20 protein-coding genes are annotated in these 24,387 nt (G+C 73.8%); 13 read left to right on the top strand and 7 right to left on the bottom strand.

What is annotated here, in order from left to right:
* The coding region (locus B0E54_RS07665) for a PQQ-binding-like beta-propeller repeat protein (protein ID WP_234582561.1) at positions 1 to 1,437 on the top strand (1,437 nt) is incomplete at its 5' end.
* An 18-nt stretch (positions 1,438 to 1,455) separates the two neighbouring features.
* Here B0E54_RS07665 and B0E54_RS07660 read toward each other — a convergent pair.
* Positions 1,456 to 1,887, bottom strand: a complete 432-nt coding sequence (locus B0E54_RS07660; protein ID WP_234582560.1) for a Rieske (2Fe-2S) protein — start codon at positions 1,885 to 1,887, stop codon at positions 1,456 to 1,458.
* Between the two features lie 190 nt (positions 1,888 to 2,077).
* Here B0E54_RS07660 and B0E54_RS07655 point away from each other — a divergent pair, with 190 nt between their 5' ends.
* Positions 2,078 to 2,650: a nucleosidase gene (locus B0E54_RS07655; RefSeq protein WP_234582559.1), complete on the top strand. Its 573-nt coding sequence runs from the start codon at positions 2,078 to 2,080 to the stop codon at positions 2,648 to 2,650.
* Positions 2,651 to 2,660: 10 nt separating this feature from the next.
* On the opposite strand, the gene B0E54_RS07650 is transcribed toward B0E54_RS07655, so the two are convergent.
* Positions 2,661 to 3,848 (bottom strand): low temperature requirement protein A, encoded by a 1,188-nt coding sequence (locus tag B0E54_RS07650; RefSeq protein ID WP_234582558.1) that lies wholly within the window; start codon positions 3,846 to 3,848, stop codon positions 2,661 to 2,663.
* Positions 3,849 to 4,018: 170 nt separating this feature from the next.
* Between B0E54_RS07650 and B0E54_RS07645 the strand changes: the two genes are divergently transcribed.
* From B0E54_RS07645 to B0E54_RS07625, 5 genes are all read left to right on the top strand, one after another.
* Positions 4,019 to 4,879, top strand: a complete 861-nt coding sequence (locus B0E54_RS07645; RefSeq protein WP_234582557.1) for a S1 family peptidase — start codon at positions 4,019 to 4,021, stop codon at positions 4,877 to 4,879.
* A gap of 94 nt (positions 4,880 to 4,973) precedes the next feature.
* On the top strand, positions 4,974 to 5,990 hold the full coding sequence (locus tag B0E54_RS07640) for a sugar kinase (protein ID WP_234582556.1): 1,017 nt from the start codon (positions 4,974 to 4,976) through the stop codon (positions 5,988 to 5,990).
* Position 5,991: 1 nt separating this feature from the next.
* Positions 5,992 to 6,729: an IclR family transcriptional regulator gene (locus tag B0E54_RS07635; RefSeq protein ID WP_234582555.1), complete on the top strand. Its 738-nt coding sequence runs from the start codon at positions 5,992 to 5,994 to the stop codon at positions 6,727 to 6,729.
* Positions 6,726 to 7,334 carry a bifunctional 4-hydroxy-2-oxoglutarate aldolase/2-dehydro-3-deoxy-phosphogluconate aldolase gene (locus tag B0E54_RS07630; protein WP_234582554.1) on the top strand — a complete coding sequence of 203 codons (609 nt, stop codon included), beginning with the start codon at positions 6,726 to 6,728 and terminating at the stop codon, positions 7,332 to 7,334. Before B0E54_RS07635 ends, B0E54_RS07630 begins: the two co-directional genes overlap by 4 nt.
* Positions 7,335 to 7,558: 224 nt before the next feature.
* Positions 7,559 to 11,257 carry a S8 family serine peptidase gene (locus B0E54_RS07625; RefSeq protein ID WP_234582553.1) on the top strand — a complete coding sequence of 1,233 codons (3,699 nt, stop codon included), beginning with the start codon at positions 7,559 to 7,561 and terminating at the stop codon, positions 11,255 to 11,257.
* A 104-nt stretch (positions 11,258 to 11,361) separates the two neighbouring features.
* Here B0E54_RS07625 and B0E54_RS07620 read toward each other — a convergent pair whose 3' ends face one another.
* Genes B0E54_RS07620 through B0E54_RS07600 form a run of 5 tightly spaced genes read right to left on the bottom strand, consistent with a single transcriptional unit; the run spans position 11,362 to position 16,959 of the window.
* The gene (locus tag B0E54_RS07620; protein WP_234582552.1) at positions 11,362 to 11,919 is read right to left on the bottom strand and encodes a GNAT family N-acetyltransferase; all 558 of its coding nucleotides are present in this window, start codon (positions 11,917 to 11,919) and stop codon (positions 11,362 to 11,364) included.
* Positions 11,909 to 13,963 (bottom strand): penicillin acylase family protein, encoded by a 2,055-nt coding sequence (locus tag B0E54_RS07615; protein ID WP_234582551.1) that lies wholly within the window; start codon positions 13,961 to 13,963, stop codon positions 11,909 to 11,911. The genes B0E54_RS07620 and B0E54_RS07615 overlap by 11 nt, the downstream gene beginning before the upstream one ends.
* Positions 13,960 to 14,763, bottom strand: a complete 804-nt coding sequence (locus tag B0E54_RS07610) for an ABC transporter ATP-binding protein (protein WP_234582550.1) — start codon at positions 14,761 to 14,763, stop codon at positions 13,960 to 13,962. The genes B0E54_RS07615 and B0E54_RS07610 overlap by 4 nt, the downstream gene beginning before the upstream one ends.
* 23 nt (positions 14,764 to 14,786) lie before the next feature.
* On the bottom strand, positions 14,787 to 15,815 hold the full coding sequence (locus B0E54_RS07605) for an iron chelate uptake ABC transporter family permease subunit (RefSeq protein WP_234582549.1): 1,029 nt from the start codon (positions 15,813 to 15,815) through the stop codon (positions 14,787 to 14,789).
* 43 nt (positions 15,816 to 15,858) lie between these two features.
* Positions 15,859 to 16,959, bottom strand: a complete 1,101-nt coding sequence (locus tag B0E54_RS07600) for an iron chelate uptake ABC transporter family permease subunit (RefSeq protein ID WP_308195340.1) — start codon at positions 16,957 to 16,959, stop codon at positions 15,859 to 15,861.
* Between the two features lie 73 nt (positions 16,960 to 17,032).
* Here B0E54_RS07600 and B0E54_RS07595 point away from each other — a divergent pair, with 73 nt between their 5' ends.
* The 6 genes from B0E54_RS07595 (at position 17,033) to B0E54_RS07570 (ending at position 24,355) form a co-directional block, all read left to right on the top strand.
* Positions 17,033 to 18,067 carry an ABC transporter substrate-binding protein gene (locus tag B0E54_RS07595; protein WP_234582548.1) on the top strand — a complete coding sequence of 345 codons (1,035 nt, stop codon included), beginning with the start codon at positions 17,033 to 17,035 and terminating at the stop codon, positions 18,065 to 18,067.
* A gap of 4 nt (positions 18,068 to 18,071) precedes the next feature.
* The gene (locus tag B0E54_RS07590; RefSeq protein WP_234582547.1) at positions 18,072 to 18,929 is read left to right on the top strand and encodes a siderophore-interacting protein; all 858 of its coding nucleotides are present in this window, start codon (positions 18,072 to 18,074) and stop codon (positions 18,927 to 18,929) included.
* Positions 18,930 to 19,024: 95 nt separating this feature from the next.
* Positions 19,025 to 20,602, top strand: a complete 1,578-nt coding sequence (locus tag B0E54_RS07585; protein ID WP_374109254.1) for an aspartate aminotransferase family protein — start codon at positions 19,025 to 19,027, stop codon at positions 20,600 to 20,602.
* Between the two features lie 26 nt (positions 20,603 to 20,628).
* Positions 20,629 to 21,906, top strand: coding sequence for a lysine N(6)-hydroxylase/L-ornithine N(5)-oxygenase family protein (locus B0E54_RS07580; RefSeq protein ID WP_234582546.1), 1,278 nt, complete (start codon positions 20,629 to 20,631; stop codon positions 21,904 to 21,906).
* On the top strand, positions 21,903 to 22,514 hold the full coding sequence (locus B0E54_RS07575; protein WP_234582545.1) for a GNAT family N-acetyltransferase: 612 nt from the start codon (positions 21,903 to 21,905) through the stop codon (positions 22,512 to 22,514). The genes B0E54_RS07580 and B0E54_RS07575 overlap by 4 nt, the downstream gene beginning before the upstream one ends.
* A gap of 101 nt (positions 22,515 to 22,615) precedes the next feature.
* On the top strand, positions 22,616 to 24,355 hold the full coding sequence (locus tag B0E54_RS07570) for an IucA/IucC family siderophore biosynthesis protein (RefSeq protein WP_234582568.1): 1,740 nt from the start codon (positions 22,616 to 22,618) through the stop codon (positions 24,353 to 24,355).
* Positions 24,356 to 24,387 lie beyond the last annotated feature (32 nt).

The raw sequence follows: 24,387 nt of genomic DNA, 5'->3' as shown, positions 1-24,387 counted from the left end.
GTGCCGGAGCCGCCGGGCGCCGGGGGCACGCTGGTCGGCGCGGCGAATGCCACGCCGACGCCCACCCCGCCCGGCGGTACGACCTGGCGGCGGGCCCGGTGGGTGGTGCTCGGCGCGGTGCTCGCCCTGGCCGGGGTGGCCACCGCGGCCACGCTCTACCTGCTGCGGGACCGCTACCCGGACCTGGAGTTCGGAACGCTGCGCGAGCTGTCGAGGGTGCCGGCCGGCGCCGAGCGGCCCGGCGGCATGTGGACAGCGGTGCTCGGCGACCGGGCCTACCTCGGGTACCCGCTGCCGGACGACCGGCTGGAGGTGGTCGCCGTCGACACCGGCACCGGCGACGAGCTGTGGCGCCGGCAGACCGGTGTCACCGCCGACGACTGGGCCGGCCTGGTGGCCGTACCGGGGGCGGTCGCGGTCCTCGCCGACGCGCCGGGCGACAGCACGCCGCGTGAACTGGCCGTCCTGGACGCCCGCTCCGGCGCCCAGCGCTGGCACCGGGCGGTCCGCGGTGACGACGACGTCTACTTCTCCGACGACACCGCAGTGCTGGTGGACCGGGCCGCCGGACGGCTGGTCGGCCTGAAGCTGGGCGACGGCACCGACAAGTGGAGCAGGCCCAACCCGCGTGACCAGTACGGCGGCGCGCGTACCGTCGTCCGGCCGGTGGGCACCGACGAGGCGGCGGGTGGGCCGGCGTACCTCGACGGCGGCGCCCGTGACCCGTGGACGGGCAAGGGGCGACGGCTCGTGCAGATCGGGGCCGACCGGTCGGCGCGGCTGCTCGACATGTCCTCCGGCTCGGTGCTGCGCGAGTGGGGCAACGTCGCCGACCTCGACGACCTGGTGGTGGCGCACGAGGACCGCCTGTACGTGGCCCCCACCGACGGCGGGTACCAGGTGCTGGCGTACGACCTGGGTTCCGACGCGGCGCCGGTGGTCCTCTACCGGGCCGGGAACGCGGAGTACCGGCCGAAGACGCTGGTGGCCTGCGGCGAGCGGCGGGCCTGCCTGGTGCAGGTGCGCAACAGCGAGGCCGAGCGCACCGAGGTGGTCGCGGCGACCGAGGGGAAGCCGGCGATCTCCTGGTCGGCACCGGGCGCGACCGGTCTGGTCCCGGTCGGCGAGCAGGTGTTGACCCAACGGGAGTACCCGAAGGCGACCGTCACCCTCTTCGACGCCGCCGGCAAGGCGGTGCTTACCGACCGCCCCGGCGTGGCGGCCCGACTGGACGCCGGCAACCTGCTCGTCTTCGCCGAGCCGACCAGCACGGTGGCGGACAACCGCAGCGTGGCCGGCGTGTGGGCCGAGTCGGGCGACGTCGACGAGTTGGGCCAGCTCGTCGACGTGCGCAGCGCGTCCTGCTCGTGGAACACCCGGGTGATCGCGTGCGGGGCGGACAAGGACTTCGTGCTGTACCGGTTCACCGACGACTGACCGCCGGCGGGACGGCGGTCAGGCGCGGACGATGTCGGTGCCGTCGACCCGTACGGGAATCTCGGTGAGCCCCCGGGTGGCGGACCCGCCCAGGCGGGAGCCGTCGCCGACCGCGAACGTGGAGTTGTGCGCCGGGCAGGTGATCACTCCGTCGCGCGGTGCGCCGACCCGTACACCCTGGTGGGGGCAGGTCGCGTCGTATGCGGTGAAGGTGCCGGCCTCGGCCTGGACGACCAGGACCCCGTCGACGACAGTGCCGCCGCCGACCGGCACGTCGCCGGTGCGGGCCAGCACAGTGCCCGGGGCGGCAGCCGCCCGGCTGGCGGAGCTGTCACCGGCACCGCAGGCGCTCAGCAGCCCCGCCGCGCCGAGTGCGCCGGCTCCGGTCAGCAGCGTCCGCCTGCTCAGGCACCACCGCTTGTCGCGGAGGAACTCCTGTCCGTCGTACACCCTCGTCACCTCTCTCGTCGGCGGCCCGGACCCCCGGGCGGCGTCGCCGGTGGTCGGCGGCGGTGTGGCCGGGCGGGTCCGATGGTCGCGGGACCAGCCTGCCGCACGAGTCTGGACGTGCGGTGAGACGAACCTGGATGGTGACTGGGTGCACAGCGGACCGGTCGACACCGGCCCTTAGGATGCTCCGGTGATTCTTCGGGGTACGGTCCGCGCTGATCGTCCGCTGGTGGTGCTCGCCGTGGGGGAGGAGGCCCGCTACCTGCCGCCCGACCTGCCGGTGCTGCTCACCGGCATGGGCAAGGTCAACGCCGCCAGCGCGGTCGCGGCGGTGCTGGCCGCGGGGCCGCGCCCCAGCCTGCTGCTCAATCTGGGCACGGCCGGGGCGCTGCGCCCCGGGTGGGCGGGCATCCACGAGGTCGCCACGGTGCTCCAACACGACCTGGACACCGACCTGCTGCGCACGCTCACCGGGGAGACCTACGGGGCGCCGCTGGCCCTGGCCGCCGAGGGGGCGGTGCTGGCCACCGGCGACACGTTCGTGGCCGACGACGACGCGCGGGACCGGTTGGCCCAGCGTGCCGACCTGGTCGACATGGAGGGGTACGCGGTGGCGTGGGCCGCCGCCCAGGCGGGTGTGCCCTGCCGGTTGATCAAGCAGGTCAGCGACGAGGCGGGCGACGGCGCTGCCCGCACGTGGCGGGAGTCGGTGGACGCCTGCGCCCGGGACCTCGCCGACTGGGCCGGTCGGCACCTCGTCTGACCGTCGAGGGTCATCCGGCGGGCCGTCGCAGTCTGAGCCCCCGCGTGGTTTCCCGGCTGCCGCCCCTGGGGGCCAGGACGTGCCCGGCCAGCGCGAGGGCCACGATCGCGGTGACCAGCACCGGTGGCCAGCCGCCGGCCCAGGGCAGCACCAGCAGGGGGAGCAGTTGCGACGCCACTCGCCGCCACGGCACGCGGGCGGAGAGCAGGTAGGCGAACACTGCCCGGCCGAGCACGAACACCAGCGGTCCGCCGATGATCAGCATCAGCCACCGTACCGGTGTCGTTCCCGTCGGTCGGTCGACGACAAGATCGAAGGAGGCCGCCGTGACGAGCACGCCGACCAGTAGTACCAGGTGGGTGTACGGAGCGATCCGGGAGGACCGGCCGGGCATTGACACGGACGCGGTTTCGCGCAACTCACCGGCCCGATAGACGTAGATCTGCCAGAGCAGCAGCATGATCGCGAACGCGCAGAGCAGGGCGGTGACTCGGAGGTGGTCGAATTCGCTGCGGCTGACTTCCAGGGTGGGCACCAGGATGATGTCGCCAAGAGCCAGGATGACGAACTGCTGGTACCGCTCGCCCAGGTGCGCAGTGGTCCGGTCGTACTGGTCGAGCGGCACCCGCCCGAGCCAGGGTGTGGGGTACCGTGCCGCCGCGGAGATCAGGTCGATCGCGATCGCGATGATCCAGATCCACCACCGCGCGCTGTCGGCCAGCGCGCCGATGATCCAGGGGACGCCGGAGACCAGGAACCAGAACAGGAACCGGCTGGCTCGCGCCATGGCCGAGCGGTGCCGCTGCCGGTACAACGTGCTGACCAGGACGATGCCCCGCGCCACGTGGGTGCCGACGTAGGCGAGCGCGAAGGCAATGGCCTGCCTTGTGGTGATCATCGGCAGCGATGCCGCCATCCCCACCGATCCGACCATGGCGATCATCAGGATGGCCTGGATGGGGCGCTGCTGCGGGTCGTAGAACTCGGTCGTGGTGGAGGTGACCGACCAGGTCCACCAGATGGCCGTCAGCATCAGCAACACCGCCGCGCTGCGGGCCCAGGATTCCTGGTCGGCGAGGAGCTTCGAGGTCTGCGCGAGCGCGGCCACGAAGACCACGTCGAAGAGCAGCTCCAGCAGCGTGGCCCGGGTCGACCCGTCCAGCCGGCGTACCAGCGCCCTGGTGCCTCCGGTGGTCATGCCCGGCCTCCCGCCGTGTCTTCGAGGATTATCGGCGGCCTCGGCGCGGGTCGTCCCGGGATCGGCGATTCCCGCCCGTCGGGGAAGAGGACGGCCGGAGGTTGCCACGGCGTCGGACGCCGGGCGATGCTTTACCGCATCCATAAATCTCGATCTCTTCGGAGGTTCGGATGCGCCGCTCCCCGCTGGTCGCCCTCGTCCTGACCATCCTGCTGTTCGTCGCGCCCGGCGCGGCGCAGGCTGCCGTCCCCGACCGGGCCGCCGCGCCCGCCGCCGACCCGGCCGCCCTGCTGACCGGGGTACGCACCGCGGGCACGGCCTGGGGCCTCGACCCCGCAACCGGCCGGATGACAGTCACCGTCGACGACACCGTGGCCCCCGGCGAGCTGACCGTGCTGCGGGCGGCGGCCGACCGGGCCGGTGCGCTGCTGCGCCACGAGCCCGGAACGCTGCGCCCCCTGATCGCCGGTGGGCAGGGCATCTACGGCGGCGGCGCGCGCTGCTCGCTCGGCGCGAACGCGCGCAGCGGCAGCACCTACTACGTGATCACCGCCGGCCACTGCACCACCGCCGCCGCCACCTGGTACGCCGACAGCGCCCAGACCACGGCCCTCGGCACCCGCACCGCCACCAGCTATCCCGGCAACGACTACGGGCTGATCCGCTACACCGGCCGGATCGCCCACCCGAGCGCCGTCTACACCTATCCCGGGCTGCTCACCATCAACGGCCCCGGCACCGCGTACGTCGGTCAGGCGGTGTGCCGCAGCGGCGTCACGACCGGGGTCCGCTGCGGCAGCGTCACCGGCCTCAACCAGACCGTCAACTACGCCACCGGCGTGATCTACGGCCTGATCCGCACGAACATCTGCGCCGAGGCGGGAGACAGTGGCGGCCCGTTGTACGTGGCGTCCACCGGCACCATCATCGGCATCCTCTCCGGGGGCAGCGGCAACTGCACCTCCGGCGGCACCACCTACTACCAGCCGATCGGCGAGGTGCTGGCCGCGTACGGGCTGACCCTGCCCTGACCTGCGTTGCGCTCACCGCAACGGGTTGCTCGGCTGGCACAACGCGCCTAGGCTCGGCGGCGCCCCGGACCCTTTCCCCAGGACGTGTGCCGCCATGTCGAGCAAGCCCCGACCCGACCCCGCTGCCGCCCCGGCCGGCTCCCCGCCGGCCGAGGTCGTCACGGTGGGGGAGACGATGGTCGTGCTGTGCCCACCGCCGGGCGAGCCGCTGGAGCACGCCGGGCGGGTCGCCGTCTCGGTCGGCGGCGCGGAGTCCAACGTGGCCGGTTACCTGGCCCGCCTCGACCACCGGACGACCTGGGTGAGCCGCGTCGGCGACGACCCCTTCGGCCGAGCCGTCGTCCGACACGTCGCCGACGCCGGCGTCCGCGTCGACCTGGTGGGTGTGGACCCGGCCGCCCCGACCGGCCTCTACCTCAAGGATCCGGGCCCGACGAGCACCGCCGTGCACTACTACCGGGCCGGTTCGGCCGCGTCCCGGATGGACGCCGGCGCGTTGGCCGACCCACGGCTGGCCGGCGCGCGGGTGCTGCACCTGTCCGGGATCACCCCGGCGCTCTCCGACTCCTGCCGGGCGCTGGTCGAGCACGCGGTGACCGACCGGCCGCTGCCGGGCGCGCTGGTCAGCTTCGACGTCAACCACCGGGCGCGGCTCTGGCCCGCCGAGCGGGCCGCGCCGGTGCTGCGTGACCTCGCCGACCGCAGCGACCTGGTCTTCGTCGGCCAGGACGAGGCGTACGCCCTCTGGGGCGCCGCCGACGCCGCCGCGGTACGCCGGCTGCTGCCCGGCCCACGGACGGTGGTCATCAAGGACGGCGCGGTGTGCGCCACAGCCCTGTGCCGCGACGCCGCACCGGTGATCGTCCCGGCGCCCCGCGTGTCGGTGGTGGAACCGGTCGGCGCCGGAGACGCGTTCGCCGCCGGCTACCTGGCCGGGCTGTTGCGTGACCTCGACCCGGAGCGGCGCCTGCGCCTCGGCCACCTCGTCGCCGCGCAGGCGCTGGGCAGTGCCGGCGACAATGCGCCGCTGCCACAGTGGTCCTGGTTTCAGCGGCTGCTCGACGGCCCCTGGTCACCACCCGACCTGACCCGCGTACCGGCGGAGGGCTGAGGTGTCCGAGGGCGTCGACCGGGCGATGCGCGTGCTCGAACTGCTGGCGCGCGAGCCCGCGCAGCTCGGTGGTGTGGCCGCCGACCTGGGCGTGCACAAGTCCACCGCGCTGCGACTGTTGCAGACCCTCGAGTCGGGTGGCTTCGCCCGCCGCACCGACGGCGGCTGGACGGTGGGCCTACGACTGATCGACCTCGCGCAGCAGGCACTGGACTCCCTGGACGTACGCGCGGTGGCGCGTCCCCACCTGGCGGCGCTCGGCCGGGACTGCGGGCACACCATCCACCTGGCCCAGCTGGTCGACGACGACCTCGTCTACGTGGACAAGATCGAGGCCCGTGGCCAGGTGCGGATGTACTCCCGGATCGGCCGCACCGCGCCCCTGCACGCCAGCGGGGTCGGCAAGGTGGTCCTCGCGTACCGCCCGCAGCTGACCCGGCTGGTCGAGGGCGCCGCGCTGCGGGCGTACACCCCGGCCACCATCTGCGACCCGGCCGCCCTGCGCGCGGAGCTGACGGCCGTCGCCGAGCAGGGCTGGGCCGCCGACGACGGCGAGTTCGAGCCGCTGATCACCTGTGTGGCCGCGCCGGTGCGCCACGCCGACGGATCGGTCAGCGCGGCGGTGTCGGTGACCGCCCCGACGGTGGTGGCCACCCTCGCCGACCTGCGCCGCCTGCTACCCCGACTGCTGGCCACCACCCAGCAGATCTCCCGTGACCTCGGATGGAGTGGACCATGACCACAGCGGACTTCGCGCACATCTTCGGCGGTGCCCGGGTGATGGCGATCCTGCGCGGCCTGCCGGTCGCCGAGACCGTCCGGCTCGCCGAGCGCGCCTGGGATCTCGGCATCCTCGTGGTGGAGGTGCCGGTGGCCACCCCGGACGCGGTGCCCGCCCTGCGCGCTGCCGTCGAGGCGGGCGCGGCGCGGGGCCGGATCGTCGGCGCCGGCACCGTGCTCGACGCCGAGCAGGTCGCGGCGGCGGCCGACGCGGGCGCAGCCTTCACCGTCGCGCCCGGTCTGGACCTCACGGTCGCCGACGCCGCCGCCGCCCGCGGCCTGCCGCACCTGCCCGGCGTGGCCACCCCCACCGAGGCGCAGCAGGCGCTGCGGCACGGCCTGACCTGGCTCAAGGCGTTCCCCGCGATATCCCTCGGGCCGGCCTGGTTCCGGGCCATGGCCGGCCCCCTGCCGCAGCTGCGCTTCGTCGCCACGGGCGGCCTGGACGCGGGCAACGCCGCCGCGTTCCTCGACGCGGGCGTACGGGTGGCAGCCGTCGGATCAGCCCTCTCCGACCCGACCCAACTGGACCAACTGGCCAAGCTGACCACCCACCACCCCTGACCCCCACCCTCTCACTGCGCCGATCTTGCACTTTCTGTCCCCACGAAAGCCGTGAATCGGGATAGGTCGACGACAGTAAGTGCAAGATCGGCGGGGGAGGGTGGGGGAAGGACCGTGGCGGGGTTGCGTCATGGCGTCAACGCGCCGAGGGGCGGCGGGGTACGAGGGGTGGGCGTTGCCCTGATGCTGTGCTGCGTACCGCTCCTCGACACAAAGAGGTCATCGTGGCTCTGTCTTCCAGGCGCCGCCGATCCGGGCTGATCGCCCTCGGTGCCGCCCTCACACTGGCCGCCGGGTTCACCCCACCCGGCACGGGGGCGTCGGCCGCCCCGCCGAACAACCCGGCCCGCCCCGTCGGCCAGCCGCCAGCAGCGCCCGGCCGGGCGTCCAGCGTCACCCTGATCACCGGCGACATCGTCACCGTCACGACCGCGGCCGACGGCAGCACCGTCTCGACCGTCCGTCGGCCGGACGGCAGCACGCCGACCTTCCACCGTACGGTGCTCGACGGCGACACCTACGTCTACCCGGACGCCGCGCTGCCGTACGTCACCGGCGGTCTGCTGGATCGCAAACTGTTCAACGTCACCGATCTCATCGCCGACGGGTACGACGACGCGCACTCGGACGCGTTGCCGCTGATCGTGACGCTCACCGACGCCGCGGCCCGCGCCCGCACCCGGCCCACTGTGGACGGTGCGGAGCTGGTCCGGCCGCTGGACAGCGTTCGGGGCGCCGCGCTGACCCGCCCCCGTGGCACCGCCGACCGGTTCTGGGGCGCACTCACCACCGGCACGGCCCGCCGCGCCGGTGCCGCCCCGACGCTCGCGGGCGGCATCGCCAAGGTCTGGCTGGACGGCCGGGTGCATGCCGACCTCGCCGAGTCCACCGCGCAGATCGGTGCGCCGGCCGTCTGGGCCGGGGGCAACACCGCCGCCGGTGTCGACGTCGCGGTGCTCGACTCCGGCGCGGACGCCGAGCACCCGGACCTGGCCGGGCAGATCACCGCGTCGAGCAGCTTCGTGCCCGAGGAGCCCGACATCCTCGACTACAAGGGACACGGGACGCACGTCGCGTCGACGATCGCCGGGACCGGCGCCGCGTCCGGTGGCGTCGAGCGGGGCGTCGCGCCCGGCGCCCGGCTGCACGTCGGCAAGGTGCTCAACAGCGAGGGCAGCGGGCAGGACTCGTGGATCATCGCCGGCATGGAGTGGGCCGCCCGCGAGCAGAAGGCCCGGGTCGTCAGCATGAGCCTGGGTGGTGAGGCCACCGACGGCAGCGACCCGATGAGCCAGGCGGTCGACCGCCTCAGCGCCGAGACCGGCGCGCTCTTCGTGATCGCCGCCGGCAACAGCGGCCCGGCGAGCATCGGCAGCCCGGGCGCGGCGAACTCCGCGCTCACCGTGGGCGCCGTCGACTCCACCGACCACCTCGCCGACTTCTCCAGCCAGGGTCCGCGCGCCGGTGACGGTGGGCTCAAGCCCGAGATCACCGCGCCCGGCGTGGACATCCTGGCCGCCCGCTCCCACCAGGTACGCGGGTCCGGGGACTACACGTTGATGAGCGGCACGTCGATGGCGACGCCGCACGTGGCGGGCACGGCCGCGCTGGTCGCCGCCGCGCACCCCGACTGGACCGGCCAGCGCATCAAGGAGGCGCTGGTCAGCACCGTCAAGGCCACCCCGGACTACACCCCGTACCAGGCCGGCGCGGGCCGGGTGGACGCGGTCGCCGCCGTGCGCGCCACCGTCTTCGCCACGCCGAGCGCCTACTCCGGCTTCCAGGCGTGGCCGCAGCAGCCCGGCGGCACCGTCGACCGGACGGTCACCTACACCAACACCGCCAGCACGCCGATCACGCTGAAGCTGTCCGTCGACGCGCCGACCGCGCCGGCCGGCCTCTTCGCCCTGTCGGCTGACACGGTCACCGTGCCCGCCGCCGGCACCGCGACGGTGACGCTCACCGCGGCGTACGACCGGCTGCCGGTCGAGAAGCAGGTCAGTGGCGCGATCATCGCCACCGACGGCGCCGGTACGGTGCGCGGTCGCACCCTGATCGGGGCGGGCAAGGAGGGCCAGCGGCAGAACCTGACGCTTGTCGCGAAGGACCGGGACGGCAAGCCGCTCGCCGGCAAGGTCATCCTCACCACCGACGGCCTGTTCACCGCCGTTGACCTGCCCGAGAGCGGCACCGCGACGCTGCGGCTGCCGGTGGCGAACTGGTCCGGTTGGCTCACCACCGACGTGCGCGGTGTGCACGGGCCGCGCTCCAAGGGCATGGCGATGCTCGGCTTCACCGACGTCAACCTGAACACCGACCGCACCGTCACCCTGGACGCGCGGGCCGCCCGCCAGGTGCGCGCCGAGGTGCCGCAGGAGGCCACCGCCACCGCGCTGCGGATGGACATCCACCGGTCCACCGCGAACGGCCTCACCGAGAGCCAGGTGCTGCCCGACGACTCGTACGACAGCATGTGGGCGCTGCCGACGGGCCGCGCCGTCACCGACGGCGAGTTCGAGTTCGGTGCCCGGTGGCGGCTGGAACAGCCGGCGCTGACCGTTGCGGCCGGCGGCCGGTCGTACGACGATCTGCTGGTCAAGCGGGCGACCCCCGCACTGCCGGCGGGTCGCCGCCAGATGGACGCGGTGTACGTCGCCGACGCGTCGGCGAAGCACCCCGTCCGGGATCGGGCGGTGGTTGTCCGGCGCAGCGACACCGTGGACATCGCCGCCCGGGCGCAGGCCGCCGCGGCGGCCGGGGCGACGCTGCTGCTGGTGGTCAACGACGGTGTCGGCCGGCTCCAGCCGTGGGACGAGGCGGCGTGGAGCCCGGAGAGCCCGGCCCCGGTGACCGTGGCGACGCTCGGCGCCGACGAGGGCGACCAGCTCATCGCGGCGCTGGAGCGCGGCCCGGTGCGGCTGACCGTCGACTCGCACCCGGAGACGACCTACCTGTACGACGTGGCGCATCACTGGACCGGCGCGGCGCCGGCCGACCCCACCTACCGGCCGACGAAGCGGCAACTGGCCCGGGTCGACGTGGAGTTCCGCAACTACCGGCAGGGCAAGGCGCTGGAGTTCCGCACCGACGTCTGGCGGGGTTGGGCGTCGAGCAACCAGGAGCCCGCCCCGGCGCAGGGCCGGCGGACCGACTGGGTGAGCGCCGACCAGCGGTGGGTCGACGACGCGTTCATCGCCGGTGAGACCGGCCAGCACCTGATGGCGGTGGCCACCTACCCGGCGGACCGGTCGAGTCGGGTCGAGTGGTTCGGGCCGATCCAGCGGCCCCGGATGGGCGGGGGTTACGTGCCGGTCCGGTACCTGGACACCGTCTATCTGCCCGCGCCGGGCTGGGGCGACGGTGGTGGGCACATCGGTGAGGCGTACGCCAACTTCGACATGGTCAACCGGACCACCCTCTACCAGGGCGACAAGGAGCTGAACTGGGGTAACGCCGAGTACCTGCAGGTGGGCGGTCTGTCCGCGCAGCGGCTGCCGTACCGGTTGGTGGTGGAGAACGACCGGGCGGCGTGGACCAACCCGTACTCCCGGCAGACCCGCACCGAGTGGGGCTTTCGCTCGGCGGCCACCGGCGCGGAGTCCTCGGAGGTGCTGCCGATGATCCAGCTGGACTACCAGGTGGCCATCGACCGCGACGGTACGGCGTCGCGGCGGGCGCCGCTCACCGTGGTCGCCTCCCACCTGGCCGGAGTGTCGGGCACGGTGGGTCCGGTGACCGTCGAGGTGTCCTACGACGACGGCCGGACCTGGCAGAAGCCGCGGCTCACCCGCCACGGCGACGGTTGGCGTACCACCCTGGACGCCCCGGCGAAGGCCCGCTTCGTGAGCCTGCGGACCAGCGCGCGTGACACTGCCGGCAACACCGTGAGCCAGAGCATCACCCGGGCGTTCGGTCTGCAGTGAGGGCGGCCGGCCGCCGGTCGGGGTGCCGCACGCATCCCGGTCGGCGGCCGGCGTCGTCGCGGGCTCAGCCGGCGACGGTGCGGCTCAGCCGGCGGCGGTGCGGCTCAGCCGGTGCCCTCCGGGCGGTCGAGGAAGTGCAGCCGCGCCTGCTTCTCGGGCAGGTCGATCACCGGGCCGGCCCGGAACCCGCTGCGCAGGAGCCGCCGCAGCATCCGGTCGTTGCGGACGTCCGGTTCCATCACGACCCGCAGTCGGGTCGGGTCGGCGAAGACGAACTCCAGGATCGCGCCGAACAGCGCGCCGGTGAAACCCCGCTCGACGCTTCCCGGGGGCCCGACGAGCAGGTGGACGCCGATGTCGCCGGGGCGCACCTCGTAGCACCCGCCGACCGGATCGGCTCCCGGCTCGTACGTCTGCACCAGCGCCGCCGGCACGCCGTCGCGGTGCGCCAGGTACGCGTGGTGCGTGGTGAGCGAATCCAGGTACGCGTAGATCTCCCGCACCCGCTCGCGGCTGGCTTCGCGCATTCCCCAGAACCGGGCCCGCTCGGTCGTGACCCAGCCGTGCAGCAGGTCGGCGTCCTCGTCCGGGCGTACCGGGCGGATGGTGACCACCCCGAACCCGGGGACGTCGCGCCGGTGGTGCTGACCGTCAGTGCTCATCGGTCTCCTCGGTGAGGCGGTCCCAGTCCGTGGTGACCGGCAGCAGTTCGCCGGCCAGCCACGCGGGCTGCTGGTCGTCGTGGTGCGGATCGCCGGGCACGCCGCTGGCGCCCAGCGGGACCACCCAGCGGCTGTCCTGGCGGCGGGCCAGGTCCCAGACGAACCGCGCGGCCGGCCCGCGGAAGCACGCGTGGGTGACCCCGGGCACGCTGGAGGTGGCCAGCACGCAGTCGTGGTCGCCGTCGAGGCGGGGACCGGGTGTCGCGTCCGGGTCGGGCAGCGCCCGCCAGGCCGCCAGCCGGTGCAGGTCACCCCAGGGCACCGGGCCGGCCGCCGCGGCGGCGACCTCCTCGGCCGCCGCGCGTACCTCCGCCGCCGGGTCCACGCCGGGCAGCGACCTGCCGGCGAGCAGGTGCTCCAGCGCGTGACCGACCCGCGGCGTCAGCGCCAACCAGGGCGCGAACACCTCGGGGTACGCGGGCGGCTCGGCCAGCGTGGCCAGGGCCGGGTGGGCGGCGATCCGGCGGACGACAGCGGCCCGCAGGAGGGCGAAGTCCGCCGCGTCGGTGCTGTCGGCGCTCATCCGGCGGTCCCAGCGCAGCAGCCGGTCGCGCAGCGCGGCGGCGGCGGGGCCGAGCCCTCCCAGCCCGTCGAGCACCGCGAGCAGCGGTCCGGCCGACCCGAGGTGCGTGTCGGTGTGCACGGCGGGCATCTGCGCGGCCGTCCAGTCCCGGCCGGCGTCGAGCAGTTCGGTGATCCGGCGCGCGCGGTGCGCGGCGGCGAACTCGACGCCGAGCGGCGCCGCCAGCCCCCGCTCGTTGGCCATCACCGCCCGGCCGGTCACCTCGGCGCGGGGCATCGGCGCGTGCCAGCCGCGCCAGGCGTACGCGGCGTCTGAGGCCGGGACCACCCGGCGGCAGTTGTCCGGGTGCCGCAGCGGCACCACCCCGGCGACCCGGTGCAGCAGACCGCCGGCGGTGTCCGCCGCCTGCACCACGTTGACCGGCTCCACCCAGTGCCGCAGGGCCTCGTCCACATCGGACACGGTACGGGCGCGCAGCAGCTCCGGTAGCGTCGCGAAGCCCAGCTCGCCGCGGACCCGGGGCGGGTAACGCAGGCTCAAGGCCGTCTCGTCGTCCGGCCCGCCGGCGATCACGGGCCCCCGGTCGGTCTCCACCACCTCCACCCGGACCGGTTCCGCGCCGGCCACCTCGATCGTCTCGACGTGGACGTGCGCCTCGCGCCAGCCGTCCGGGCCGAGCGCCCGCACCCCGGTGCCGTGCCGGCGCAGCCGCTCGGCGTAGACGTCCTGGTAGTCGGCCATTGCGTTGGTGATGGCCCACGCCACAGTCCCGGTGTGGCCGAAGTGTGCGATGCCCGGGACGCCGGGCACGGCCAGGCCGACCACGTCGTACTCCGGGCAGGCCAGCCGGATCTGCTGGTAGACGCCCGGGTCCTCCAGAATGCGGTGTGGGTCGCCGGCGAGCAGCGCGGCGCCGGTGGCGGTGCGGGAATCGGCGAGCAGCCAGCCGTTGCTGCCGGCGACGGCCGGCCCGTCGGTGGCGAACACCTCGACCGCCGCCGGGCCGAGGCACCGCGCGACGTGCTCGCGCCAGAGCTTGCCGGGGAACCCCGCGAACAGGATGTGGTGCCCCAGCCACACGGCGAGCGGCGTCCACGGTTCCCACCGGCCGGGGGTCAGGCCGGTGGCGGCGAACTCCGGCGCGCGGGCCGCCCCGGCGGCGAGGCCGGCGTTCACCCCGTCCACGTACGCGCCCACCCACTCGGCGGTCGCCGCGTCCAGGTTGGCGTGGCAACGGCGGGCGGTGTCGTCGAGCCGGACCTGGCGGGCGAACCGGTCCCAGGCGAGCGCGTCGACGCCGAGGAAGGCCGCGCTGGTGCCCGCCGACCGGTGCCGCTCCACCTCGATCTGCCACGCCCGGTCGTACGCGGTCACCCGGCCCTGCGCCGTCGCGAGGGCGAGCGGGTCGTCGGCGCGTACGTGCGGCACGCCCCACCCGTCGCGAAAGAGCCGCGTGCTCATGCCGGCTCGGTCGCGCGCCGACGGGCTGCGGGGACGACAAGCGGGGTGCCCGTCTCCGGGTCGTCGATGACCCGGCAGGGCAGCCCGAACACGTCGGCCACCAGATCGGCGGTGACCACCTCGCGGGGGTCGCCGGCGGCCACCACCCGCCCGTCACGCATCGCGATGAGGTGGGTGGCGTACCGGGCGGCGTGGTTGAGGTCGTGCAGCACCGCGACCAGCGTACGGCCCTGCTCCTCGTGCAGCCGGGCGCACAGGTCCAGGATCTCGATCTGGTGGGCGATGTCGAGGTACGTGGTCGGCTCGTCGAGCAGCAGCAGCGGTGTCTGCTGGGCCAGTGCCATGGCGATCCAGACGCGCTGGCGCTGGCCGCCGGACAGCTCGTCCACCGGCCGGTCGGCGAGGTCGGCGACCCCGGTGGCGGCCATCGACTCGTCGACGATCCGCTCGTCCTCGCGCGACCACTGCCGCAGCAGGCCCTGGTGGGGGTAGCGGCCCCGGGCGACCAGTTCGGCGACGCCGATCCCGTCCGGCGCGATCGACGACTGCGGCAGCAGGCCGAGGGTGCGGGCCACCTTGCGGGCGGGCAGGTCGTGGATGTCCCGACCGTCCAGCAGCACGGCGCCGGCGCTCGGGCGCAGCATCCGCGACAGCGCGCGCAGCAGGGTCGACTTGCCGCACGCGTTCGGCCCGATGATCACCGTGAACGACCGGTCGGGCACCGCCACGGTCAGATCCTCGGAGATGGTGCGCCGGTCGTAGGCGAGGGTCAGCGCGGTGCCGCCGAGGCGGGACGTCATGGGTGCTCCTTCGGTGGGGGTGTTCACAGCCGGCCCGCCCGGCGTTCGACGGCCAGCAGCCAGACCAGGTAGCCGCCGCCGAGCACTCCGGTAACCACGCCGACCGGCAGTTGGTGCCCGGTGAACGCGCGTTGGGCCAGCAGGTCGGCGCCGACCAGCAGGGCCGAGCCGACCGCCATCGAGGGCAGCAGGTTCGGGCCGGGCGCCCGGGTCAGCCGCTTGGCCACGTGCGGCGCGACGAGCGCCACGAACGACACCGGGCCGGCGGCCGCCGCCGCGAACGAGACCAGCAGCACCGCCGCGGCGAGCAGCACCAGGCGCAGCCGGCGGACCGGCACGCCGAGTGCGTTTGCCGTGTCGTCGCCCAGCTCCATCATCCGCAGCGCCGGGGCGCAGGCGACGAGCAGCAGCGGCGCCAGCACTGCGGTGACGGCGAGCAGCGGCCCGGCGTTGGCCCAGCCCCGCCCGTCCAGGCTGCCGGTGAGCCAGAGCACCGCGCGGGCGGCGTCCATCAGCGGGGCCCGGGTCAGCAGGTAGCCGTTGACGCCGGTGAGGATCGCGGCGACGCCGATGCCGACCAGGACGAGCCGGTAGCCGTGCACGCCGCGTCGCCAGGCGAGCGCGTAGATCAGCAGGCCGGTGGCGAGGCCGCCGACGACTGCGGCGCCGGCCAGGGCCAGGCTGCCGCCGCCCAGGACGACCACCACCAGCGCGCCTGTCGACGCGCCCTGGGTGAAACCGAGGATGTCCGGGCTGCCCAGCGGGTTGCGCACCAGCGACTGGAACACCGTGCCGCCCAGCGCCAGCGCGGCGCCGACCAGCAGGGCGGTGACCAGCCGGGGCAGGCGCAGCTCGGTCACGATGAACTGCTCCGCCGCGCTGCCGCCGCCGGTCAGGGTGCGCAGCACGTCGGTCGGGCCCATCGGGTAGTCGCCGCTGCCCATCGCGACCAGACCGAGGCCGGCGGCGAGCACCGCCGCGCCGACACCGACGGCCAGGGCGCGGGGGCGGAACCGCACCGACAACCCACCGGGGGTACGGATCACCGTCACGTCACCGCTCCACTTCGCCGCGCGGGACTGCTGGTGCGTGCGCTCACGGGTGCGCCACCCGTCCCCGGGTGACCAGCCACAGAAAGAGCGGGCCGCCCAGCACTGCGGTGACCATGCCGACCTGGAGTTCACCGGGGCGGCCGAGCACCCGGCCCAGCACGTCGGCGCCGAGCAGCAGCACCGGCGCGAGCACCGCGCAGTACGGCAGCAGCCAGCGCAGGTCGGGCCCGGTCAGCGCGCGTACCAGGTGGGGCACCAGCAGGCCGACGAAGACGATCGGGCCGCAGGCAGCGGTCGCCGCGCCGCAGAGCAGGGTGACCGCGACGATCACGGCGGCCCGGATCACTGCCGGTCGGGCGCCCAGGGCCCGGGCCGCGTCGTCGCCGAGCGCGAGGGCGTTCAGCGGACGGGCCGCGCCGAGCGCGACGAGCAGGCCGACCAGGATGAACGGCGCCACCCGGGTCACGGTCGCGGAGTCCGCGCTGGCCAGCGAACCGACAGTCCAGAACCGCAGCCGGTCCAGCGAGGCGGTGTCCAGCAGCATGACCGCGCTCACGAACGAGTACAGGGTGGCGTTGAGCGCCGCGCCGGCCAGCGCGAGGCGGGCCGGGGTGGCGCCGCGCCCGCCGCCCACGGCGTAGACCAGCGCGGTGACCACTGCGGCGCCGAGCAGCGCGAACCAGACGTACCCGCCGATGGCGGTGACGCCCAGGAAGGCGGCGGTGGCCACGGCGGCCGACGCGCCCGCGTTGATGCCGAGCAGCCCGGGGTCGGCGAGGGGGTTGCGGGTGAGGGCCTGCATCACGGCGCCGGCCACTCCGAGCGCCGTGCCGGCGAGCAGCCCGAGCAGGGTGCGGGGCAGGCGCATCCGGTGCACCACCGCGTACTCGGCGGCGTCGCGGTGCAGCAACCCGGACCAGACGTCGGCGAGCGGCAACGACTTCGCGCCGACCGCGATGCTGAGCACCAGGATCACGCCGAGCAGCGCGACGGCGCCGAGCAGGCCGACGGTGCGGGCCGCCCGGTGTCGCTTGGGAGGAGCCGTCGACCGATCCGGCACGGAGGGTGCCGGTGCGGTGACGGTGGGTGTGGCGTCCAGTGTGGGCTCCGGGGGTGTGGCGACACGGCGAACCGCTGTTGACAACTACCGAGGTTAGGCTAACCTAACCCAGCTGTCCCGGTCGACCCCGACCTTCCCTTGATCGAAAGACGACACCATGCCCGATGCACTGTCCGCCCGTCGCCTCTCTCGTCGTGGCCTGTTGGCCGCCGGTGGTGCCGCCACGCTGGCCGCGCTGCTCGCCGGCTGCGGCAAGGACGACGCCGCCAAGCCCGCTGGCAGCGGCAACGCCGGCGGCCCCTGGTCGTTCACCGACGACCGCAACAAGAAGATCGAGGCGGCGGCCCGCCCGGCGCGCGTGGTGGCCTTCACGGGAGTGGCGGCAGCACTGGTCGACTTCGGTCTCGACAAGCAGCTTGTCGGGGTGTTCGGGGAGACCAAGCGGGCCGACGGCACTGCCGACCCGCAGGCCGGCGACCTGAACATTGAGGGCGTCGAGATCCTCGGCAACGTGTGGGGTGAGTTCAGCCTGGAGAAGTACGCGGCCCTGCGCCCCGACCTACTCGTCACCCACATGTACGACCCGGACGCCCTCTGGTACGTGCCGGACGAGAGCAAGGACAAGATTCTGCCGCTCGCGCCGAGCGTGGCGGTCACCACCGCCCGGGTGCCGATGACCAAGCCCATCGAGCGGTACGCCGCCCTGGCGCAGTCGCTCGGCGCCGATCTCTCGGCCAAGAAGGTCACCGATGCGAAGACCCGCTTCGACGCCGCCGCCGACGCTGTCCGCCAGGCCGTCAAGGCCAACCCGGGCATCAAGGTGATGGCCTGCTCCGGCAGCCCCGACCTGTTCTACGTCTCCAACCCCAAGGTCAGCACCGACCTCATGTACTTCGCCGAGCTGGGCGTCGACATCGTGGTCCCCACCAAGCTCGAGGCCGGCGACTACTTCGAGGCGCTCAGCTGGGAGAACGCCGGCAAGTTCCCCGCCGACCTGATCCTGCTGGACAACCGCAACACCGCCCTGCAACCCAAGGACCTCACCGCCAAGCCGACCTGGCAGCAGCTGCCCGCCGTACGGGCCAACCAGGTGACCCCGTGGGACGCGGTGCCCCGCTTCTCGTACGCCGGCGCCGCGCCGCTGCTGGAGAACCTCGCCACCGCCATCCGGAACGCGAAGAAGGTCAGCTGACGCCATGAGTACCAGCACCGTCGAACCCGTCGCCCTGCAGTACCGCTTCTTCGCCGCGCACGTCGTGCGGGCCCGACAGGTCGGCGCCTCGCTGATCCGGGTCACCTTCGGCGGCGCGGAGCTGACCGACTTCGCCGGCGGCGGCCGGGACCAGAGCGTCTCGCTGTTCCTGCCGCACCCCGGGCAGGACGCCCCGGTCGTCCCGGTCGAGCGGGGCGAGGACTGGTTCGGCGCCTGGCGGGCCCTCGCGCCGGACGTCCGCGCGGTCATGCGCTCGTACACCATCCGGGAGCACCGCCCGGCGGCCGGCGAGGTGGACATCGACTTCGTCGGCCACGGCGGCACCGGCCCCGCCTCGCGGTGGGCCAGCCTGGCGGGGTTCGGTGACCGGGTGCTGCTGCTCGGCCCGGCGGTGTACGACAACCGCAGCGTCTGCTTCCGCCCGCCGGACGACACCGACCTCGTGGTGCTGGCCGCCGACGAGACCGCGTTGCCGGCCACCGCCGGGATCCTGGCCTGGCTGCCCGCCGGCACCCGGGTGCGGGCCTGGATCGAGGTCCCGGACGCCGCGGACATCACCGAGCTGCCCACCGAGGCCGCCGCGGAGATCCGCTGGATCGTGCGCGGCAGCACCGCACCCGGCAGTGACCTGCTGGTCAGCGCGCTCCGCGCCGCCCGGCTGCCCGCCGGCACCCCGTACGCCTGGATCGCCGGCGAGTCCGGCGCGGTGCGGGCGCTGCGCCGGCACCTGGTCGGCGAGCGCGGCTTCGACCGTCGACGGGTGACCTTCGCCGGCTACTGGCGGCGCGGGCGGTCCGAGGAGGACCTGCGCTCCGAGGCGCTGGCCGGCGCCAGCGCCTGAGTAGCGACCCACCACACACGCAGCACGGCCCCCGGCGCGGACGCGCCGGGGGAGGGTTCCGGCTGCCCATCGTCGAGAACGTGGAGGACATCTTCGTGACCGTGCCGACGTACCCCGTCGAGACCGACCCGCCCGTGCCGGCCGGGGCGCAGGCCGCCGCACCACCGGTCCCGACCGGCCCGCTGCCCGCGGCGCGGGCGCAGCTGCTGCACGACGGCTCGGTCGAGCAGTACCGGCGGGCGATCGCCGACGGTGTCGACCGGGTCGCCCGCCGGGTCGCCACCGTGGACCGGCCCGTCACCGGCATCGCTCCGGCCGAGCTGGCCTCCCTCGTGAGCACCGTCGACCTGGACCGGCCCCTGGGCGACGCCGGCGCGGCCCTGGACGAGCTGGAGGACGTCTACCTGCGCGACGCCGTCTGGTTCCACCATCCGCGCTACCTGGCCCACCTCAACTGCCCGGTGGTCATCCCGGCACTGCTCGGCGAGGCGGTGCTGAGCGCGGTGAACTCCTCCCTGGACACCTGGGACCAGAGCGCCGGCGCCACGCTCATCGAACGTCGACTGATCGACTGGACCGCCGCCCGGGTCGGCCTCGGCCCGGACGCCGACGGCGTGTTCACCAGCGGGGGCAGCCAGTCCAATTTCCAGGCGTTGCTGTTGGCCCGGGAGGAGGCGTGCGCCGGCGCGATCACCCCGGCGGCCCGCACGGAGCTGCTGCCCCGACTGCGTGTGCTCACGTCTGCCGCCGGGCACTTCAGCGTGCAGAAGTCGGCCAAGCTCCTCGGTCTCGCCCCGGACGCGGTGATCGCGGTGCCCACCGACGCGCAGCGGCGGATCCGGCCCGCCGCCGTCCACGACGAGATCGCCCGGTGCCGGCAGGCCGGGCTGGTGGTGATGGCAGTCGTCGGCACCGCCGGCACCACCGACTTCGGCTCCATCGACCCGCTCGCGGAGCTGGCCGGGATCTGTTCGGCGGCGGGCGTCTGGCTGCACGTCGACGCTGCGTACGGCTGCGGGTTGCTCGTCTCGTCGACGCGCCGGCACCTGCTCGACGGCATCGAGCGGGCCGACTCGGTGACCGTCGACTACCACAAGTCGTTCTTCCAGCCGGTCAGCTCCAGCGCCCTGCTGGTCCGCGACCGGCGGGCGCTGCGGCACGCCACGTACCACGCCGACTACCTCAACCCGGCGCGGATGGTGCAGCAGCAGATCCCCAACCAGGTCGACAAGAGCCTGCAGACCACCCGCCGGTTCGACGCGCTCAAGCTCTGGCTGACCCTGCGGGTGATGGGTCCGGACGCGCTCGGCGCGCTCTTCGACGAGGTGGTCGACACCGCGGCCGTGGCGTGGCAGCTCGTCAGCGAGGACCCGCGTTTCGAGGTGGAGACCCGCTCGCAGTTGAGCACCGTGGTCTTCCGCTACCTGCCCACCGGCCCGGGCCGCGAGCTGGCCGACGCCGCCAACCTGTACGCCCGGGAGGCGCTGGCCGCCTCCGGCCTCGCCGTGGTCGCCGGCACCCGGGTGGACGGCCGCCACTTCCTCAAGTTCACGCTGCTCAACCCGGCCACGACAGTCGACGACGTCGGCCAGGTGCTCGAACTGATCGCCGGCCACGCCGGCCGGTACGTGCGCGACACCCTCGCCGCCGACCTGACCTGCCCCGTCGGCTGACCTCGAACCCGCGCCTGGAGAAGAAGATGTCCACCCACGACTTCGTCGGCATCGGGCTCGGCCCGTACAACCTGGGCCTGGCCTGTCTCACCGCGCCGATCGACGAGCTGGACGGGGTGTTCCTGGAAGCTCGGCCGAGCCTCGCCTGGCACCCCGGCATGCTGTTGGAGTCGGCCCGGTTGCAGACGCCGTTCATCGCCGACCTGGTGAGCCTCGCCGACCCGACCTCGCCGTACTCGTTCCTCAACTACCTCAAGGAGATCGGCCGGCTCTACCCGTTCTACATCCGGGAGAGCTTCTACCCGCTGCGCAGCGAGTACGACGCGTACTGCCGGTGGGCGGCGGCGAAGCTGCCGAACCTGCGCTTCGGCCAGACGGTGACCACAGTGGAGTACGACAGCGCCGACGAGCGGTACGTGGTGCGGGCCACCACCGGCGGGTCCGAGACCGTCACCTACCGCGCCCGGCACCTGGTACTCGGCACCGGCACTCCGCCGCACCTGCCGGCCGCCGTCGCCGGGCTGAGCGGGGACGCCGTGCACAACTCGCGCTACCTGGAGCACCGGGACGCGCTGCGTACCAAGCGCAGCATCACCGTGGTGGGCAGCGGGCAGAGCGCCGCCGAGATCTACCACGACCTGCTCGGCGACCTCGACCGGTACGGCTACCAGCTGAACTGGGTCACCCGCTCGCCCCGGTTCTTCCCGCTCGAATACACCAAGCTGACGCTGGAGATGACCTCACCGGACTACGTGGACTACTTCCACGCGCTGCCCGAGGCGACCCGCTACCGGCTGGAGGCCGAGCAGAAGGGCCTGTTCAAGGGGATCAACGCCGACCTGATCAACGACATCTTCGACCTGCTCTACGCGCACAGCGTCGACGGGCCGGCGCGCACCCGGCTGCTGACCAACACCGAGCTGGTCGACGCCGCCCACCGCGACGGGGAATACACGCTCGGGTTGCGGCACGTGGAGCAGGAGCGGGACTTCACCCTGCGCACCGAGGGGCTCGTGCTGGCCACCGGCTACCACTACCGGGTGCCGGAGTTCCTGGCCCCGGTGCGGAGGCGGATTCGCTGGGACGCGCACGGCCGCTTCGACGTGGCCCGCAACTACAGCATCGACCACAGCGGGCGGGGCATCTTCCTGCAGAACGCGGGCACCCACACGCACAGCATCACCTCACCGGATCTGGGCATGGGCGCGTACCGCAACTCCTGGATCATCCGCGAGCTGCTCGGCCGGGAGCACTACCCGATCGAGAAGAGCATCACCTTCCAGGAGTTCGGGGTGAACTCGTGAGCGTGATCTTCACCCGCGTCGACGACCGGCTCGGCGCGTTCGCCCTGCGTACCCTCGATCCGGAGGCCGACGCCCCGCTGCTGCACGGCTGGGTGACCCACCCGAAGGCGGCGTTCTGGCTGATGCAGGACGCCGACGAGGCGCAGGTGATCGAGGAGTACCGGCGCATCGCCGCGCACCCGCACCATGACGCGTACCTCGGCCTGTGGCGGGGGAGCCCGGCCTTTCTGGCCGAGCGCTACGACCCGGCCCACGTCGAACTGGTCGGCCTGTACGACCACCAGCCCGGCGACGTGGGCATGCACTTCCTGTGCGCGCCCGCCGGCGCTCCCGTGCACGGTTTCACCCGCGCGGTGATCCACACCGTCATGGCGTGGCTCTTCGCCGACCCGGCGACCCGGCGGGTGGTGGTCGAGCCGGACGTCCGCAACACCGCAGTGCACGCCCTCAACGCCGCCGTCGGCTTCGAGGTGGTCGGCCCGATCGCCAAGCCGGAGAAGGGCGCGCTGCTCAGCGTCTGCACCCGCGCCCGGTTCGAGGCCGCCGCCGGGCCCACCACCGCCGCCGATCCTGCTGCCGCCACCCGAGAAGAAGGAGCCCCGGCGTGACCACCACCGCCGTCCCCACCCCGCCGACCGTCGCCGGCCAGGCCGCCCCCGGCGACCCGGTCGCGCACCTCACCCCGCAGCGCTGGGCGCGGGCCAACCGGATGCTGGTCCGCAAGGCGCTCGCCGAGTTCGCCCACGAACGGCTGCTCACCCCGGCGCCGGTGCCGGGCCCCGACGACAGGCAGTGGTACGAGGTCCGCAGCGACGACGGCGCCGTCACGTACCGGTTCGTCGCCCGGGTGCTCGCCCTGGCCCACTGGCAGGTCGACGCCGACAGCATCACCCGGCAGCGGGACGGCGTCGAGCTGCCGCCAGACGCCGTGGACCTGATCGTCGAGCTGCGCGGCACCCTCGGCCTGTCCGCGCGGGTGCTCCCGGTCTATCTGGAGGAGATCACCTCCACCCTCGCCGGTACGGCGTACAAGCTGGCCCGGTCTCTGCCGAGCGCCGCCGAGCTGGCCGGGGCGGACTTCCAGACCATCGAGACGTCGATGACCGAGGGGCATCCCTGCTTCGTGGCCAACAACGGCCGGCTCGGCTTCGGCGTGGACGAGTACCACAGGTACGCCCCCGAGACCGCCACCCCGGTACGCCTGGAGTGGCTGGCCGCGCACCGGGACCACTCGACGTTCAGCAGCGCCGCCGACCTGGACTACGACGTGCTCATCGCCGGCGAATTGGACGCCGGGACCCGGGCGCGGTTCGCCGCCACGATGGCCGACCTCGGCCTGGCCCTCGACGACTACCACCTCATCCCGGCGCACCCGTGGCAGTGGTGGAACAAACTGGCCGTGACGTTCGCGGGGGAGGTGGCCCAGCGTCGGCTGGTGCACCTCGGTCCCGGACCGGACTCGTACCTGGCGCAGCAGTCCATCCGGACCTTCTTCAACGTCTCCGAGCCGCGCCGGCACTACGTCAAGACGGCGCTGTCGGTGCTGAACATGGGCTTCATGCGCGGGCTGTCGGCCGCGTACATGGCGGCGACCCCGGCCATCAACGACTGGCTGGCCGACCTGATCGCCGGCGACGAGGTGTTGACCGGATCGGGCCTGACCGTCATCCGGGAGCGGGCCGCTGTCGGCTACCGGCACCTGCAGTACGAGGCGGCCACCGAGCGGACCTCCCCGTACCGCAAGATGCTTGCCGCGTTGTGGCGCGAGAGCCCGGTGCCGGGCCTGGCCCCGGGGCAGCGGCTGTCCACGATGGCCGCGTTGCTGCACGTCGACGACGACGGCGGCTCGTTGGCGGCGGCGCTGATCGACAGGTCCCCCCTGGCGCCCGAGGTGTGGCTGCGCCGCTACCTGGACGCCTACCTGACCCCGCTGCTGCACAGCTTCTACGCCCACGACCTGGCCTTCATGCCGCACGGCGAGAACGTCATCCTGGTCCTCGACGAGCACGACACCGTCCAGCGGGTGATCTTCAAGGACATCGCCGAGGAGATCGCGGTGCTCAGCGCCGACGTCGAGCTTCCGCCGGAGGTGGAGCGGATCCGGGTCGACGTGCCCGACGACACCAAGCTGTTGACCATCTTCACCGACGTCGTCGACTGCTTCCTGCGGCACCTCGGCGCGGTGCTTGTCGAGGCAGGCGTGCTCACCGAGGACGCCTTCTGGGGCACTGTCGCGGCCTGCGCCGCCGACTACTTCGAGCGGGTGCCGCACCTGGCCGAACGGGTCCGCCACTACGATCTGTTCGCCCCCGAGTTCGCGCTGTCCTGCCTCAACCGCCTCCAGTTGCGCGACAACCAGCAGATGATCGACCTGACGGACCCGTCGGCCGCCCTCCAGTTCGTCGGGACTCTCACGAATCCGCTGGCCGCCCACGCCCCGAACCGCTGACGCGCCGTCCGCGTCCCGGCCGGCTCTGCGGT

Origin of the sequence: Micromonospora sp. MH99 (genome assembly GCF_021442385.1) — a bacterium.
In the GTDB taxonomy this organism is placed as follows: Bacteria; Actinomycetota; Actinomycetes; order Mycobacteriales; family Micromonosporaceae; genus Micromonospora.
This window is presented reverse-complemented; position numbering and strand designations above follow the sequence as displayed.

Coding starts and splice junctions, on each gene's coding strand:
- B0E54_RS07650 (WP_234582558.1), bottom strand. CDS start 3,848: ATGACCACCGGAGGCACCAGGGCGCTGGTACGCCGGCTGGACGGGTCG.
- B0E54_RS07645 (WP_234582557.1), top strand. CDS start 4,019: ATGCGCCGCTCCCCGCTGGTCGCCCTCGTCCTGACCATCCTGCTGTTC.
- B0E54_RS07640 (WP_234582556.1), top strand. CDS start 4,974: ATGTCGAGCAAGCCCCGACCCGACCCCGCTGCCGCCCCGGCCGGCTCC.
- B0E54_RS07630 (WP_234582554.1), top strand. CDS start 6,726: ATGACCACAGCGGACTTCGCGCACATCTTCGGCGGTGCCCGGGTGATG.
- B0E54_RS07620 (WP_234582552.1), bottom strand. CDS start 11,919: ATGAGCACTGACGGTCAGCACCACCGGCGCGACGTCCCCGGGTTCGGG.
- B0E54_RS07615 (WP_234582551.1), bottom strand. CDS start 13,963: ATGAGCACGCGGCTCTTTCGCGACGGGTGGGGCGTGCCGCACGTACGC.
- B0E54_RS07610 (WP_234582550.1), bottom strand. CDS start 14,763: ATGACGTCCCGCCTCGGCGGCACCGCGCTGACCCTCGCCTACGACCGG.
- B0E54_RS07595 (WP_234582548.1), top strand. CDS start 17,033: ATGCCCGATGCACTGTCCGCCCGTCGCCTCTCTCGTCGTGGCCTGTTG.
- B0E54_RS07590 (WP_234582547.1), top strand. CDS start 18,072: ATGAGTACCAGCACCGTCGAACCCGTCGCCCTGCAGTACCGCTTCTTC.
- B0E54_RS07580 (WP_234582546.1), top strand. CDS start 20,629: ATGTCCACCCACGACTTCGTCGGCATCGGGCTCGGCCCGTACAACCTG.
- B0E54_RS07570 (WP_234582568.1), top strand. CDS start 22,616: ATGCTGGTCCGCAAGGCGCTCGCCGAGTTCGCCCACGAACGGCTGCTC.